Source organism: Marinobacter alexandrii, assembly GCF_005871205.1.
GTDB classification, from domain to species: Bacteria; Pseudomonadota; Gammaproteobacteria; order Pseudomonadales; family Oleiphilaceae; genus Marinobacter; species Marinobacter alexandrii.
Window position 1 is genome coordinate 1 of record NZ_SWKM01000019.1, and the last position, 15,657, is coordinate 15,657.

A 15,657-nucleotide genomic window follows, 5' to 3' on the forward strand; every position below is an offset into this window, starting at 1 on the left:
TCTGATCGAATGCACTCGCAGAACCTGTACCCCAAACTTCGTGACATACACGAGTCAGGGCGGCGGTCAGTGTGGTCTTACCATGGTCAACGTGACCAATGGTGCCAACGTTCAAGTGCGGTTTACTACGGTCAAATTTTTCTTTAGACACGGTTACACCTCTTCCTGTTTCTTAAGTCCTAGGGATCAACCCTGTTTCATGATCGCTTCGGCAATGTTCGACGGTGCTTCTGAATACCCAGCAAACTCCATCGCATAAGACGCCCGCCCCTGTGTTGCAGAACGCAGGTCGGTGGCGTAACCGAACATCTCCGACAACGGAATTTCTGCACGAATGATCTTGCCAGAGGGGCCGTCATCCATGCCCTGGATAACACCACGGCGACGGTTCAGGTCACCAACAACGTCACCCATGTAGTCTTCCGGGGTCACAACTTCAACCTTCATGATCGGCTCAAGCAGTGCCGGATTCGCCTCCAAGGCGCCCTTCTTCATTGCCATGGAACCGGCAACTTTAAAGGCCATTTCGTTGGAGTCGACATCGTGGTACGAGCCGTCGTAAAGAGTAGCCTTGATACGAAGCAGCGGATAGCCGGCGAGACAGCCATTCTGCATCTGCTCCTGGATACCCTGTTGAACTGCCGGGATGTATTCCTTGGGAACCACACCACCCACGATTTCGTTCACGAAGATAAAGTTTTCGCCATCCTCATCATCCAGAGGCAGAGGCTCAAGCTTAATCTTGACGTGACCGTACTGACCGCGACCACCTGACTGACGAACAAACTTGCCTTCGACATCAACTGGCTTACGGATGCACTCACGGTACGCCACCTGAGGCTTACCGATGTTCGCTTCTACTTTGAACTCGCGACGCATACGGTCAACGATGATGTCCAGGTGAAGCTCACCCATACCAGAGATGATCGTCTGACCGGACTCTTCGTCGGTACGAACGCGGAATGACGGATCTTCCTGAGCAAGCTTGCCCAGTGCAACACCCATCTTCTCCTGATCAGCCTTGGACTTCGGCTCAACGGCCACAGAGATAACCGGCTCCGGGAATTCCATGCGCTCAAGAATAATCTTGTTATTCTCGTCACACAGAGTATCACCGGTGGTAACGCTCTTCAGACCGATGGCGGCGGCGATATCGCCAGCCAGCACTTCCTTGATCTCTTGACGATCTTTGGAGTGCATCTGAACCATACGACCAACACGCTCTTTCTTACCCTTCACAGAGTTGTAGACCGCATTGCCGCTTTCCAGCTTACCGGAGTAAACACGGAAGAAGGTCAGCGTACCTACGAACGGGTCGGTGGCGATCTTGAACGCCAGCGCCGCGAACGGAGCATCGTCATCAGCCTGACGGGTCTCTTCGGTGCCGTCTTCATCGACTTCACCGCGGATCGCCTTAACTTCGTCCGGTGCCGGCAGGAACTCGATAACGGAGTCCAGAACGGCCTGTACACCCTTGTTCTTGAACGCAGAACCGCAAGTAGCCAGGACAATCTCGTTAGCCAGCGTACGCATACGCAGACCTTTCTTGATGTCCTCGATGCTCAGGTCACCCTCTTCCAGGTAACGCTCCATCAGCTCTTCGTTGGCTTCGGCGGCGGCCTCAACCATCTGTTCGCGGTACATGGCGACTTCGTCAGCCATTTCTGCCGGAACGTCACGCTGGTCATAGGTAGCACCCGCATCGTCTTCGTTCCAGTAGATGGCTTTGTTCCGGATCAGGTCGACGATGCCGGCGAAGTCATCCTCGGCACCAATCGGCAGCTGAACGGGAACGCAGTTCGCGCCCAGACGGTTTTTGATCTGGTCAACAACACGCAGGAAGTTCGCGCCGGCACGGTCCATCTTGTTGACGAATACCATGCGGGGAACTTCGTACTTGTTGGCTTGGCGCCATACAGTCTCGGACTGCGGCTCTACACCAGAGGAGCCACAGAACACGACGACCGCACCATCCAGAACACGCAGGGAACGCTCTACCTCGATGGTAAAGTCAACGTGCCCCGGGGTGTCGATGATGTTGATCCGGTGCTCAGGATACTGCTTGTCCATGCCCTGCCAGAAACAGGTCGTCGCAGCAGAGGTAATGGTGATACCACGCTCCTGCTCCTGCTCCATCCAGTCCATGGTAGCCGCACCATCATGAACCTCACCGATTTTGTGGGAAATACCTGTATAGAACAGGACCCGCTCGGTGGTTGTGGTTTTGCCCGCATCAACGTGCGCACAAATACCGATGTTTCTGTAACGCTTGATAGGAGTCTTGCGTGCCACTGTATTAACCTCGGCTGTTTAGAAACGGAAGTGAGAGAACGCCTTGTTGGCTTCTGCCATGCGATGAACGTCTTCGCGCTTCTTAACCGCAGAACCTTTGCTGTCAGCGGCGTCCATAATTTCACCGGCCAGACGTTGCGCCATGGACTTCTCACCGCGCTTCCGCGAATATTCCACAAGCCAGCGCATAGCCAGCGCGTTCTGACGGGAAGGCCGTACTTCTACAGGCACCTGGTAAGTAGCACCACCCACACGACGGGACTTAACTTCGACCATCGGCTGAATGTTCTCCAGGGCCTTCTCGAACATGTCGATCGGCTCTTCCTTAGACTTGTCGGCAACGATATCGAGCGCGCCATAAACAATGCGCTCCGCTACGGATTTCTTGCCGCTTTCCATCACGTGGTTGATGAACTTGGCAAGCCGTGCACTGCCGAACTTCGGATCCGGGATAATTTCCCGTTTTGCTGCAACTCTTCTTCTAGGCATCGATAAGCCCTTCTATTTAAAGGTCTTCAGGAACCCCTGAGATAGCATCTGCTACTCAGCCTTACTCTTACCGTTCTGACAAGCAACGATAAAAGACACCCGTCTGGGACATTAGGACTTGGGTCGTTTTGCACCGTACTTGGAGCGGCCCTGCTTACGGTTTTGAACACCCTGGGTATCCAAAGTACCGCGAACAGTGTGATAGCGCACACCCGGAAGGTCTTTTACTCGACCGCCACGGATCAGCACGACACTGTGCTCCTGAAGGTTGTGACCTTCACCACCAATGTATGACGAAACCTCGAAGCCGTTAGTCAGACGAACACGGCACACTTTACGCAGTGCTGAGTTCGGCTTCTTCGGCGTTGTGGTGTATACACGAGTGCATACACCACGGCGCTGAGGACAGGCCTGAAGAGCAGGAACATCGCTCTTGGCTACCTTGCGCTTACGAGGCTTACGCACCAACTGATTAATCGTTGCCATGTAAGCAAACTCCAAAAAACCATATCAATGAAACTTACCCCCAATGCAGGGGGTAAAATTTAAGGGACGCAAGTGTAAGCCTGCGCCCCAGGACAGTCAAGATGACTGGTCTCTTTTTAACCACCCCGCGGGTAGGTATCTACCCGGAGGCGGTGCACCGGCCCAACTCAGCTTTCGCGGTTGAGCTCGGCACTCAGAGCTTCTTCCACGTCTGCCGCAGTCACGCCCTGTGCTTCCAGTTCGCGTTTGCGACGACGCTCCGCGTGGTAGGCAAGGCCGGTTCCCGCAGGAATCAGTCGACCAACCACAACGTTTTCTTTCAGGCCGCGCAGGTAATCCCGCTTTCCGGTCACCGCACCTTCGGTCAGGACACGCGTGGTCTCCTGGAACGAAGCAGCTGAAATGAACGATTCAGTTGCCAGTGACGCTTTGGTGATACCGAGCAGCAGACGGTCGAAACGTGCCGCTTCTTTATCGCCAGCGTTGGCTTTCTCGTTCTCTTCCAGCACCTGGGTGATTTCCACCTGGTCGCCAGACAGCAACGTGGTGTCACCCGGATCGGTGATCTCAACCTTCCGCAGCATTTGTCGAACGATAACCTCAATGTGCTTATCGTTGATGACAACGCCCTGCAGACGGTAAACGTCCTGGATCTCGTTGGTGATGTACTTGGCCAGCTCGACCACACCCAGCAGACGCAGAATGTCGTGCGGGTTGGACGGACCGTCCGAGATCACCTCGCCCTTCTCAACCGTTTCACCTTCGAATACGTTGAGCTGGCGATGCTTGGGGATCAGCACTTCGTAGGCATCACCGTCTTTCGGAGTGATTACCAGGCGCTTCTTGCCCTTGGTTTCTTTACCGAAGGAGACCATACCGCTGATTTCAGCAAGAATGGACGACTCTTTCGGACGACGGGCCTCGAACAGGTCGGCAACCCGCGGCAGACCACCGGTGATGTCCCGGGTCTTCGAGCTTTCCTGCGGAATACGGGCAACCACGTCACCCAGCTCGATGCGCGCTCCGTTGGCCATGGTGACCAGGGCGTTCGCCGGCAGGAAGAACATCGCGGCACCGCCACCTGGCAGCTCAACGTCGTTTCCGTTCTCGTCGAGCATCTGGATAGCCGGACGAATGTCCTTACCAGCAGCCGGACGCTCCTTCGGATCGATAACTTCCATGGTCGAAAGACCGGTCAGCTCGTCGGTCTGGGTACGGACGGTGATGCCCTGATCCATGTTGACGAACTTGGCAGTACCTTCGGCCTCGGCAATGATCGGGTGGGTGTGCGGATCCCACTTGGCTACCGCAACGCCTGCCTCAACAGTGTCGCCGTGCTTGACCGACAGTACCGCACCGTATGGCAGCTTGTACCACTCACGCTCACGACCTTGCTCGTCGGCAATGGCCAGGGCGGAAGAACGGGAAACCACAACCAGCGAACCGTTGGTCTTCTCGATCGACTTCAGGTTGTGCAGACGAACGGTGCCGCCGTGCTTGACCTGAATGTTATCAACCGCGGATGCCCGGCTTGCCGCACCACCGATGTGGAAGGTACGCATGGTCAGCTGGGTACCCGGCTCACCGATGGACTGGGCGGCGATAACACCGACTGCCTCACCAACGTTGACCCGATGGCCACGCGCCAGATCCCGGCCATAACACTTCGAACAGATGCCGTGACGGGTATCACAGGTAATCGCAGAGCGTACCCATACTTCGTCCACACCCGCACGCTCCAGCGACTCAACGGTTTTCTCGTCGAGCAGCGTACCGGCGGTGACAACAGCGTTGTCTTTGTCGGTCGGGGTAAAGGCATCACGTGCCGTTACCCGGCCAAGGACACGGTCACCCAGCGGCACAACAACGTCGCCGCCTTCGATGTGTGGTGTCATCAGCAGGCCTTCGTCGGTACCGCAGTCTTCTTCGGTAACAACCAGGTCCTGGGACACGTCAACCAGACGACGAGTCAGGTAACCGGAGTTCGCGGTCTTCAGAGCGGTATCCGCCAGACCCTTACGAGCACCGTGAGTCGAGATGAAGTACTGGAGTACGTTCAGACCTTCACGGAAGTTCGCGGTGATCGGCGTCTCGATGATGGAGCCGTCCGGCTTGGCCATCAGACCACGCATACCGGCCAGCTGACGAATCTGCGCTGCGGAACCCCGTGCGCCGGAATCAGCCATCATGTAAACCGAGTTGAACGACTCCTGCATCAGGTATTCGCCGTCCTCGCCTTTCACTGGCTTGCCATCAGGACCGATAACCTGTTCTTTCGCCAGGCGCTCCATCATGGCCTTGGACACTTTGTCGTTGGCCCGGGACCAGATATCGATAACCTTGTTGTACTTCTCGCCCTGGGTCAGCAGACCGGACGCGTACTGGGTTTCGATGTCCTTCACTTCCTCAGAAGCCGCATCTACCAGCTCGTACTTCTCCGGCGGAATTTCGAAGTCGTTGAAACCAATCGAGATACCGGAAACCGTCGCGTAGTGATAACCCATATACATGAGCTGGTCGGCGAAGATAACAGTGTCTTTCAGACCCGCATCCCGGTAACAGGTGTTGATCAGGTTCGAGATTGCCTTCTTGACCATCGGCTTGTTGACCAGCTCGAAGGACAGTCCGTCAGGAACGATATCAAACAGCAGAGCACGACCGACGGTGGTGTCTACGATGTTGTATGCGTGAGAACGTGAACCGTCCTCAGCGATCGCAACTTCTTTGACACGAACCTTGACCTTGGCCTGCAGATCCACCTTGCCAGCGCCGTAAGCGCGATGCGCTTCCTTAACGTCAGCAAAGGTCATGCCCTCACCCTGCGCACTTTCACGCTCACGGGTCATGTAGTACAGGCCCAGTACCACGTCCTGGGACGGCACGATGATCGGCTCGCCGTTGGCGGGCGACAGCACGTTGTTGGTAGACATCATCAACGCACGGGCTTCGAGCTGGGCTTCCAGGGTCAGCGGCACGTGAACGGCCATCTGGTCACCGTCGAAGTCCGCGTTGTAGGCCGCACAAACCAGCGGGTGCAGCTGAATCGCCTTACCTTCGATCAGAACCGGCTCGAACGCCTGGATACCCAGACGGTGCAGTGTCGGCGCACGGTTCAGCATGATCGGGTGCTCACGGATGACTTCGTCCAGGATATCCCAGACTACGCCTTCCTCGCGCTCAACCATCTTCTTGGCGGCCTTGATGGTGGTCGCCAGGCCACGATGTTCCAGCTTGGAGAAGATAAACGGCTTGAACAGCTCCAAGGCCATTTTCTTGGGCAGACCACACTGGTGCAGACGCAGGTATGGACCGACCACGATAACCGAACGACCGGAGTAGTCGACACGCTTACCCAGCAGGTTCTGACGGAAACGACCCTGCTTACCCTTGATCATGTCAGCCAGGGACTTCAGCGGGCGCTTGTTGGTGCCAGTGATGGCACGGCCGCGACGACCGTTGTCCAGCAGGGCGTCGACCGCTTCCTGCAGCATTCGCTTCTCGTTGCGCACGATGATGTCCGGAGCGTTGAGCTCCAGCAGGCGCTTGAGACGGTTGTTCCGGTTGATCACCCGACGGTAAAGGTCGTTCAGGTCGGAGGTGGCAAAACGACCACCGTCCAGCGGTACCAGCGGACGCAGATCCGGCGGCAGCACAGGCAGCACGGTCATGACCATGTCGCCCGGCTTGTTGCCAGAGTAAAGGAACGCCTCAAGAATCTTCAGACGCTTGCTGAATTTCTTGATCTTGGTCTCGGAGTTGGTCTGCGGAATTTCTTCCCGCAGCGAATCAACTTCGGCCTGCAGGTCGATGCCTTCGAGCAGCTCCTTGACGGCCTCGGCGCCCATACGCGCGTCGAATTCGTCGCCGAACTCTTCCAGGGCTTCGTAATACTGCTCGTCGTTCAGCAGCTGGCCACGCTCAAGGGTGGTCATACCCGGATCGATCACGATGAACGATTCGAAGTACAGCACGCGCTCGATGTCACGCAGCGTCATGTCCAGCATCAAACCGATGCGGGACGGCAATGATTTCAGGAACCAGATGTGAGCAACCGGGCTGGCCAGCTCGATGTGGCCCATACGCTCCCGGCGAACACTCGCCAGCGCTACTTCTACGCCACACTTCTCGCAGATAACACCGCGATGCTTGAGGCGCTTGTACTTACCGCACAGGCATTCGTAGTCTTTGATCGGGCCGAAAATCTTGGCACAGAAAAGACCGTCACGCTCCGGCTTGAAGGTACGGTAGTTAATGGTCTCAGGCTTCTTCACTTCACCAAAAGACCATGAGCGAATCATGTCAGGCGATGCCAGCCCGATACGGATGGCATCAAATTCCTTGCTTTGGTTCTGGCTCTTGAGAAGATTCAGCAAATCTTTCATCAGTAAAAGCTCCGGATGGCGTTAATCTCGGGCGGGCACACGAGGTGCCCGCTCACGCTGCCAAAAACAATTCGGCTCACTCGGATTCCAGCTCGATGTCGATACCCAGCGAGCGGATTTCCTTGACAAGAACGTTGAAGGACTCGGGCATGCCCGGCTCCATGCGATGATCGCCATCGACAATGTTCTTGTACATCTTGGTCCGACCGTTCACGTCATCAGACTTAACGGTGAGCATTTCCTGCAGCGTATACGCCGCACCGTAAGCCTCAAGGGCCCACACTTCCATCTCACCGAAGCGCTGGCCACCGAACTGAGCCTTACCACCCAGCGGCTGCTGGGTAACCAGGCTGTAGGAGCCGGTGGAACGAGCGTGCATCTTGTCGTCGATCAGGTGGTTCAGCTTCAGGATGTACATGTAGCCAACCGTCACCGGGCGATCGAACATGTCACCGGTACGACCGTCGTACAGCATGGTCTGACCGGTGGTGCTCAGTCCCGCCAACTCAAGCATACGCTTGACTTCGGCTTCCTTGGCTCCGTCGAATACCGGTGTTGCCATCGGTACACCGCCACGGAGGTTGTGGCACATTTCCAGGATTTCCTTGTCGGTCAGAGAATCCAGATCCACCTTGAACACTTCATCAGAGTGGTTGTAAATCTCATCCAACAGCTTTCTCAGTTCCGCGATCTTGCGCTGCTCGTCCAGCATCTGGCTGATACGCTCACCCAGACCCTTGGCCGCGGCGCCCAGATGCGTCTCAAGCACCTGACCTACGTTCATCCGCGAAGGAACACCCAGCGGGTTCAGAACAACGTCAACCGTGTTGCCGAACTCGTCGTAAGGCATGTCTTCAATCGGCATAACCGACGAAATAACACCCTTGTTACCGTGACGACCGGCCATCTTGTCACCCGGCTGGATACGACGCTTGATCGCGAGGTATACCTTGACGATCTTCAGGACGCCCGGAGCGAGGTCGTCGCCCTGCTGCAGCTTGCCCTTCTTGTCGTCAAACCGCTCTTCATGCTCCTTCTTGCGATCTTCCAGACCCTGCTCGGACTTCTCCAGCAGTTCGTTCAGGCCGTCGTCTTTCATACGCAGCTTGAACCAGTCTGAGCGCGGCAGCTCGGCCAGGTAGCCTTCCTCCAGTGTGGCGCCTTTTTTCAGCCCCGGACCACTGATGACTTCCTGCCCTTTCAGCGCGTTCATCAGACGCTCAAAGGTGGCACCTTCAACAATGCGGTACTCGTCCTTCAAGTCCTTGCGGTACTGGTCCAGCTGCTCTTTCTCGATAGACTGAGCTCGCTGGTCCTTCTCGATACCGTCGCGGGTGAAGACCTGTACGTCGATAACCGTACCGCGGGTACCGGTTGGCACCCGTGACGACGTGTCCTTCACGTCGGAAGCCTTCTCACCAAAGATGGCACGCAGGAGCTTCTCCTCCGGAGTCAGCTGGGTCTCGCCCTTCGGCGTGACCTTACCGACCAGGATGTCACCCGCGCCAACTTCGGCACCAATGTACACAATGCCGGACTCGTCCAACTTGGACAGCGCACTTTCACCAACGTTCGGAATATCCGCGGTGATTTCTTCGCTACCCAGCTTGGTATCCCGAGCCACACAGGTCAGTTCCTGGATGTGGATGGTGGTCAGGCGATCTTCCTGCACCACTTTCTCGGAAATGAGGATGGAGTCCTCAAAGTTGTAACCGTTCCAGGGCATGAACGCGATGCGCATGTTCTGACCCAGAGCCAGCTCACCCAGATCAACGGACGGACCGTCAGCCAGCACGTCGCCGCGGGCAATGACATCACCCTGACGAACAATCGAACGCTGGTTGATGCAGGTGTTCTGGTTCGACCGGGTGTACTTGGTGAGGTTGTAGATATCCACACCCGCATCACCGGCCTCAGTTTCGGCGTTGTCGACGCGAACCACGATACGGGCCGCATCTACACTCTCAATCACACCGCCACGGCGAGCCGTAACACAGACACCAGAGTCCTGAGCCACTGTCCGCTCCACACCGGTACCAACCAGCGGTACCTGTGAACGCAGGGTCGGCACAGCCTGGCGCTGCATGTTCGCGCCCATCAGGGCCCGGTTAGCGTCGTCGTGCTCAAGGAACGGAATCAGAGACGCAGCAACCGACACAACCTGGCGCGGCGATACGTCCATGAAGTTAACGCTTTCCGGCGGCGTAACCGTAAATTCGTTCTGGTGACGTACCGTAACCAGCTCATCGGTGAGGCGCTTGGATTCATCGTCCATAGCCGCGCTGGCCTGGGCGATAACAAAGTTGCTCTCTTCAATGGCGGACAGGTAAACCACCTCGTCGGTGACCACACCCTCAACAACCTTCCGGTACGGGCTCTCAAGGAAGCCGTAGGAGTTGGAACGGGCATAGGTCGCCAGCGAGTTGATCAGACCGATGTTCGGACCTTCCGGAGTCTCGATCGGGCACACACGGCCATAGTGGGTCGGGTGTACGTCACGGACTTCGAAGCCAGCACGCTCGCGGGTCAGACCACCTGGCCCAAGCGCAGAAATACGACGCTTGTGGGTGACTTCTGACAGCGGGTTGTTCTGGTCCATAAACTGGGACAGCTGGCTTGAGCCAAAGAACTCTTTGACCGCAGCCGCAACCGGCTTGGCATTGATCAGATCCTGCGGCATCAAGCCTTCGCTTTCAGCCAGGCTCAGACGCTCGCGCACGGCGCGCTCGACCCGCACCAGACCAACGCGGAACTGGTTTTCGGCCATTTCACCAACGCAACGAACACGACGGTTACCCAGGTTGTCGATATCGTCGACATTGCCCTGACCGTTACGGATATCGATCAGCGTCTTCAGGACATCAATGATGTCCTCGTGTGTCAGGATGCCTGCACCGGTGCTCTCTTCGCGACGCAAGCGACGGTTCAGCTTCATCCGACCCACAGCAGACAGGTCGTACCGCTCTTCGGAGAAGAACAGGTTGTTAAACAGGTTCTCAGCCGACTCTTTGGTGGGCGGCTCGCCAGGACGCATCATGCGATAGATCTCGACCAACGCTTCCAGCGGCGTGCGGGTCGGATCGATACGCAGGGTGTCTGACATGAACGGACCGCAGTCCAGGTCGTTGGTGTACAGAGTCTCAATGTCCGTAACACCCGCGTCCAGAATCTTGGTAACCAGTTCTTCGGTCAGCTCGGAGTTGCACTCAACCAGCACCTCGCCGGACTTGGTATCAACCATGTCCTTGGCCAAAACACGGCCGTACAGGTACTCAGTCGGTACTTCCAGCTCACTGATGCCGGCCTTTTCAAGCTGCTTGATATGGCGCGCGGTAATCCGGCGGCCTTCCTCAACAATAACCTTGCCGTCATTGTCTTTAATGTCGAAGGTCGCGATGTCGCCACGCAGACGGCTCGGAACCAGCTCAAGCTTGCACACTTCCGCGCCCAGGCTGAACTTACTGGTTTCAAAGAACGTTTCCAGCATCTGCTCGGAGGTGTAGCCCAGAGCGCGCAGGAGAATGGACGCCGGCAGTTTACGACGACGGTCGATACGAACGAACACGGAGTCCTTCGGATCGAACTCGAAGTCCAGCCAGGAGCCACGGTAAGGAATCACCCGGGCCGAATACAGCAGCTTGCCGGATGAGTGGGTCTTACCCTTGTCATGATCAAAGAATACACCGGGCGAACGGTGCAGCTGGGAAACAATAACACGCTCGGTACCGTTGATAACGAAGGTACCGTTTTCAGTCATCAGGGGCATTTCGCCCATGTAGACTTCCTGCTCTTTAATGTCCTTGATCGCCTTGTTGGACGATTCCTTATCGTAAATGATAAGGCGGACTTTCACGCGCAGCGGTGCTGCGTAGGTTACGCCCCTAAGCTGGCATTCCTTGACATCAAAAACCGGCTCGCCAATACGGTAACTCACGTATTCGAGCGCGGCGTTGCCAGAGTAACTGACAATCGGGAATACGGATTTGAATGCTGCGTGAAGACCGGTTTCCCGACGGTCCTCAGGAGCGGCTTCCATTTGGAGGAAGTCCCGGAATGAATCCAGCTGAATAGACAGCAAATAGGGGACGTCCATCACGGAAGGCAATTTACTAAAATCTTTGCGAATCCGCTTTTTCTCAGTGTAGGAGTAAGTCATCTGCATTCCCCAGCTTTAGACCTGATACCTGGTATCAAGAAGCAACCATTGTTCTGCTTCGGGGCCGAATTGCTCGGCATATCGCGCCGTCTTGAACAAGACTCTGGCTGTAGGTTAAAGATCCGACATCGACCTGTAATTGCTCACCAGACTCTATAGCATATACAACAAACAGAAAAAGGCCGGTGGCACAAGGCCACCAGCCTATCCATGCTTAATGCACGGTTTCGATCAACAGCCGACTCTTACTTGAGCTCAACAGAAGCGCCTGCTTCCTCAAGCTTCTTCTTGGCTTCTTCAGCGTCGTCTTTGCTAGCAGCTTCCTTGATAACGGAAGGTGCGCTGTCGACCATTTCCTTAGCTTCTTTCAGACCCAGGCCGGTCAGTTCACGAACGGCCTTGATTACGTTGACTTTCTTCTCACCAGGACCGGTAAGAACAACGTCAAATTCGGTCTGCTCTTCAGCAGCGGCAGCTTCGCCACCAGCAGCTGCAGGTGCAGCAGCTACGGCTGCAGCGGCAGATACACCGAACTTCTCTTCCATTGCTTCAACAAGCGCAACTACGTCCATTACGCTCATTTCTGCGATTGCGTTCAAAATGTCTTCGTTAGACAGAGCCATGACTTTCTCCCAAAAATATAAAAAATGGTGTTCAACAGAATCAAGCAGCTTCTTGCTTCTGGTCGCGAACTGCCGCTACAGCACGAGTCACTTTCGAAGGAACTTCGTTCAGTGTCCGTGCCAGCTTGGTGATCGGTGCCTGTGTAACCGCGGCCAGCATCGTCAACGCTTCGTGACGTGTTGGCAGCTTGGCAAGGCGATCAATCTGGTCTGCACCCATCAGCTCTCCGCCGACGGCCAGTCCCTTGATCTCAAACGCCTCTTTCTCCTTGGCAAAATCCTTGAGCAGACGTGCTGCTGCGCCGGGATCTTCCATAGAGAATGCCAGAATGGTCGGGCCTACTAGAGCCTCATCGATGCACTCGAACTCAGTACCACGAATCGCGATCTTTGCCAGGTTGTTACGAACAACCTTCAGACGCACGTTTTCGGCACGAGCCTTGGCACGAAGAGCCGTCATGTCACCGGAAGTGACACCACGGTAGTCAGCCATTACCACAGACAGAGCACCACCGGCAGTCTCGTTGACTTCAGCGACGATCGCTTTCTTGTCTTCGAGTCTAATTGCCACTGGATTTCTCCTCGATTTCGCCGGGGTTATCCCGGCAAACCCATCATTGCCCTTACGGGCGCCTTAACGGTGTTTGGGTTCAGAGAGAACGTCTTCACACCGTCTGCGCAGGCGTTGCTTTAACCCTTGCGCCCCTCTGCAAGCAGAGGGCCTCGGGGGCCTGCGGTCTTTGACAGCCTTGGCTTCCGCCTAGACTACAAAGCAACTACCGTTCAGAGGATCAGATTGCCAGACCGCTCTGATCGATAGTCAGACCAGGACCCATGGTCGAAGAAACAGTGATCTTCTTGAGATACACGCCCTTCGCCGATGAAGGCTTGGCCTTTTTCAGATCTGCGATCAGCGACTCAAGGTTTTCCTTGATGTTCTGTGCAGAGAATTCAACGTTACCCAGCGGAGCGTGGATAATGCCGTTCTTGTCGGTGCGGTAGCGAACCTGACCGGCCTTGGCGTTTTTCACCGCGGTCTCAACGTCAGGAGTTACCGTGCCAACCTTCGGGTTCGGCATCAGGCCACGGGGACCCAGGATCTGGCCCAGCTGACCAACAACACGCATGGCGTCCGGAGTGGCGATAACCACGTCGAAATCCATGTTGCCTTTCTTAACTTCCGCTGCCAGATCGTCCATGCCAACGATGTCTGCGCCAGCTGCCGTCGCCTTATCGGCATTGGCACCCTGGGTAAACACGGCGACACGAACGGTCTTGCCGGTACCGTGAGGAAGAACAGTGCTGCTACGAACCACCTGGTCCGATTTACGCGCATCAACCCCGAGGTTTACAGCAACATCTACCGACTCTTTGAACTTGACGTTCTGACCCAGTTCAACCAACAGGGCAACAGCCTCGTCTACGGAGTAGGCACGGGTAGCATCGACTTTTTCACGAATAAGCTTTTGACGCTTGCTCAGCTTTGCCATGTTACAGGCCCTCCACGTTCAGGCCCATGCTACGGGCAGTACCTGCAATGGTACGAACTGCTGCATCCATATCGGCTGCAGTCAGATCGGGCTCTTTGGTCTTGGCAATTTCTTCCAGCTGCTCGCGAGTAACGGTGCCAACCTTCTCAGTGTTCGGACGGCCAGAACCACTCTTGATGCCAGCTGCTTTTTTCAGCAGAACCGGCGCCGGTGGAGTCTTGGTAATAAAGGTAAAGCTGCGATCACTGTATACTGTGATAACAGTCGGAATCGGCAGACCAGGCTCCATGTCCTGAGTCTGGGCGTTAAACGCCTTACAGAATTCCATGATGTTTACGCCGCGCTGACCCAGAGCCGGACCAACGGGGGGGCTCGGGTTAGCCTTGCCGGCAGCAACCTGAAGCTTGATGTACGCTTCGATCTTCTTTGCCATGATTCATCTCCTGCGGGTTCAAACGCCTTTCGGCTCCCCTGTGGTTAATCCTGCCAATAGCAGACACAAAAAGCCCGCGTCGCCAGAGCGCGCGAGCTTTCAGCTTTTCGACTGCCGCTTAATCCTTCTCAACCTGCCCAAACTCCAGCTCTACCGGAGTTGAACGGCCGAAAATCAAGACAGCAACCTTGACTCGACTCTTGTCGTAGTCGACTTCTTCTACAACGCCATTGAAGTCCGCGAACGGGCCTTCAACAACCCTGACAATCTCGCCTGGCTCAAACAGAGTCTTAGGCTTTGGCTTCTCGGCGCCACTTTCAACGCGACGAAGAATCGCCTCAGCTTCACGCTCGGTGATCGGAGCTGGCTTATCCTTGGTGCCGCCGATAAAACCAAGAACCCGCGGCGTATTCTTAACAAGGTGCCACGTAGCGTCGTCCATTTCCATCTGCACGAGTACGTATCCCGGGTAGAACTTGCGCTCACTCTTGCGCTTCTTACCCTCTCGCATTTCGACAACTTCTTCGGTCGGGACCAGGATCTCGCCGAACTTGTCTTCCATGCCGTCTAGCGCAACGCGCTCCTTCAGAGTGCGCATTACGTGCTTTTCGAAGCCAGAATACGCATGAACGACGTACCAGCGCTTAGCCATTGCCCACTCCTGTTTAACCGATAAATCCGGCGACCAACATACTGATCAGCGAATCCATACCCCACAACAACAATGCCACCACCAGAACAAACACCACCACAATCACGGTGGTTTGAACCAGCTCGGGCCTGGTAGGCCACACTACCTTCCGGATCTCGACGCGCGCCTCTTTAAGAAGCGTGGCGAAACGACGACCACGATCGGTCTGAAGCGCCACCAAAGCGGCCACGATCGAAAGCCCTACGAGAGCCAGAACACGATACAGCAGGGACTCAGCACTAAAGTACTGATTCCCGACCACACCGATGGCGATCAGAACGAAAACAACCAGCCATTTCACTGCATCGAAACGGCTGGCTGATTGAACGGCTTTTGACTCCATAGGAATCAACTTATGTATCCGGATGTTAAAAAATGGCAGGCCAGGAGGGAATCGAACCCCCAACCTGCGGTTTTGGAGACCGCTGCTCTGCCAATTGAGCTACTGGCCTGCACCGAAACTACACAGTGCACTTTCTTCGAGTATATTACTCGATGATCTTGGCGACCACGCCGGCACCAACGGTACGACCACCTTCGCGAATCGCGAAGCGCAGGCCATCTTCCATGGCGATCGGAGCGATCAGGGTAACACTCATCTTCACGTTGTCACCC

General features: G+C 55.8%; 13 protein-coding genes and 1 tRNA gene. All 14 read right to left on the reverse strand.

Annotation, left to right across the window (positions count from 1 at the left end):
* Positions 1-151, reverse strand: a 151-nt coding sequence (locus FCS96_RS19925) for a GTP-binding protein (protein WP_228264175.1), incomplete at its 3' end; no start/stop codon positions are given.
* Positions 152-186: 35 nt separating this feature from the next.
* On the reverse strand, positions 187-2,292 hold the full coding sequence (gene fusA / locus FCS96_RS19930; protein ID WP_138442228.1) for an elongation factor G: 2,106 nt from the start codon (positions 2,290-2,292) through the stop codon (positions 187-189).
* 18 nt (positions 2,293-2,310) lie between these two features.
* Positions 2,311-2,781: a 30S ribosomal protein S7 gene (gene rpsG, locus FCS96_RS19935; RefSeq protein ID WP_138442230.1), complete on the reverse strand. Its 471-nt coding sequence runs from the start codon at positions 2,779-2,781 to the stop codon at positions 2,311-2,313.
* A 111-nt stretch (positions 2,782-2,892) separates the two neighbouring features.
* The gene (rpsL, locus tag FCS96_RS19940; protein WP_012139854.1) at positions 2,893-3,267 is read right to left on the reverse strand and encodes a 30S ribosomal protein S12; all 375 of its coding nucleotides are present in this window, start codon (positions 3,265-3,267) and stop codon (positions 2,893-2,895) included.
* A 167-nt stretch (positions 3,268-3,434) separates the two neighbouring features.
* Positions 3,435-7,649: a DNA-directed RNA polymerase subunit beta' gene (gene rpoC, locus FCS96_RS19945; RefSeq protein ID WP_138442232.1), complete on the reverse strand. Its 4,215-nt coding sequence runs from the start codon at positions 7,647-7,649 to the stop codon at positions 3,435-3,437.
* Between the two features lie 76 nt (positions 7,650-7,725).
* Positions 7,726-11,805, reverse strand: coding sequence for a DNA-directed RNA polymerase subunit beta (rpoB, locus tag FCS96_RS19950; protein ID WP_138442234.1), 4,080 nt, complete (start codon positions 11,803-11,805; stop codon positions 7,726-7,728).
* A 245-nt stretch (positions 11,806-12,050) separates the two neighbouring features.
* The gene (rplL, locus tag FCS96_RS19955; protein ID WP_007154024.1) at positions 12,051-12,428 is read right to left on the reverse strand and encodes a 50S ribosomal protein L7/L12; all 378 of its coding nucleotides are present in this window, start codon (positions 12,426-12,428) and stop codon (positions 12,051-12,053) included.
* A 40-nt stretch (positions 12,429-12,468) separates the two neighbouring features.
* Complete coding sequence (gene rplJ, locus FCS96_RS19960; protein ID WP_064228578.1) at positions 12,469-12,999, reverse strand: 50S ribosomal protein L10; 531 nt, start codon at positions 12,997-12,999, stop codon at positions 12,469-12,471.
* Between the two features lie 220 nt (positions 13,000-13,219).
* Complete coding sequence (rplA, locus tag FCS96_RS19965) at positions 13,220-13,918, reverse strand: 50S ribosomal protein L1 (protein WP_138442236.1); 699 nt, start codon at positions 13,916-13,918, stop codon at positions 13,220-13,222.
* A 1-nt stretch (position 13,919) separates the two neighbouring features.
* Positions 13,920-14,351 (reverse strand): 50S ribosomal protein L11, encoded by a 432-nt coding sequence (rplK, locus tag FCS96_RS19970; protein WP_041343263.1) that lies wholly within the window; start codon positions 14,349-14,351, stop codon positions 13,920-13,922.
* A 118-nt stretch (positions 14,352-14,469) separates the two neighbouring features.
* On the reverse strand, positions 14,470-15,003 hold the full coding sequence (gene nusG / locus FCS96_RS19975; RefSeq protein ID WP_041343260.1) for a transcription termination/antitermination protein NusG: 534 nt from the start codon (positions 15,001-15,003) through the stop codon (positions 14,470-14,472).
* A 13-nt stretch (positions 15,004-15,016) separates the two neighbouring features.
* Positions 15,017-15,385 (reverse strand): preprotein translocase subunit SecE, encoded by a 369-nt coding sequence (secE, locus tag FCS96_RS19980; RefSeq protein ID WP_138442238.1) that lies wholly within the window; start codon positions 15,383-15,385, stop codon positions 15,017-15,019.
* 33 nt (positions 15,386-15,418) lie between these two features.
* Positions 15,419-15,494, reverse strand: a tRNA-Trp gene (locus tag FCS96_RS19985).
* 36 nt (positions 15,495-15,530) lie between these two features.
* On the reverse strand, positions 15,531-15,657 hold a 127-nt coding region (locus tag FCS96_RS19990), incomplete at its 5' end, for an EF-Tu C-terminal domain-related protein (protein WP_456085600.1).

Coding starts and splice junctions, on each gene's coding strand:
- nusG (WP_041343260.1), bottom strand. CDS start 15,003: ATGGCTAAGCGCTGGTACGTCGTTCATGCGTATTCTGGCTTCGAAAAG.
- rpsL (WP_012139854.1), bottom strand. CDS start 3,267: ATGGCAACGATTAATCAGTTGGTGCGTAAGCCTCGTAAGCGCAAGGTA.
- rplA (WP_138442236.1), bottom strand. CDS start 13,918: ATGGCAAAGCTGAGCAAGCGTCAAAAGCTTATTCGTGAAAAAGTCGAT.
- rpoC (WP_138442232.1), bottom strand. CDS start 7,649: ATGAAAGATTTGCTGAATCTTCTCAAGAGCCAGAACCAAAGCAAGGAA.
- rpoB (WP_138442234.1), bottom strand. CDS start 11,805: ATGACTTACTCCTACACTGAGAAAAAGCGGATTCGCAAAGATTTTAGT.
- rpsG (WP_138442230.1), bottom strand. CDS start 2,781: ATGCCTAGAAGAAGAGTTGCAGCAAAACGGGAAATTATCCCGGATCCG.
- rplL (WP_007154024.1), bottom strand. CDS start 12,428: ATGGCTCTGTCTAACGAAGACATTTTGAACGCAATCGCAGAAATGAGC.
- secE (WP_138442238.1), bottom strand. CDS start 15,385: ATGGAGTCAAAAGCCGTTCAATCAGCCAGCCGTTTCGATGCAGTGAAA.
- rplK (WP_041343263.1), bottom strand. CDS start 14,351: ATGGCAAAGAAGATCGAAGCGTACATCAAGCTTCAGGTTGCTGCCGGC.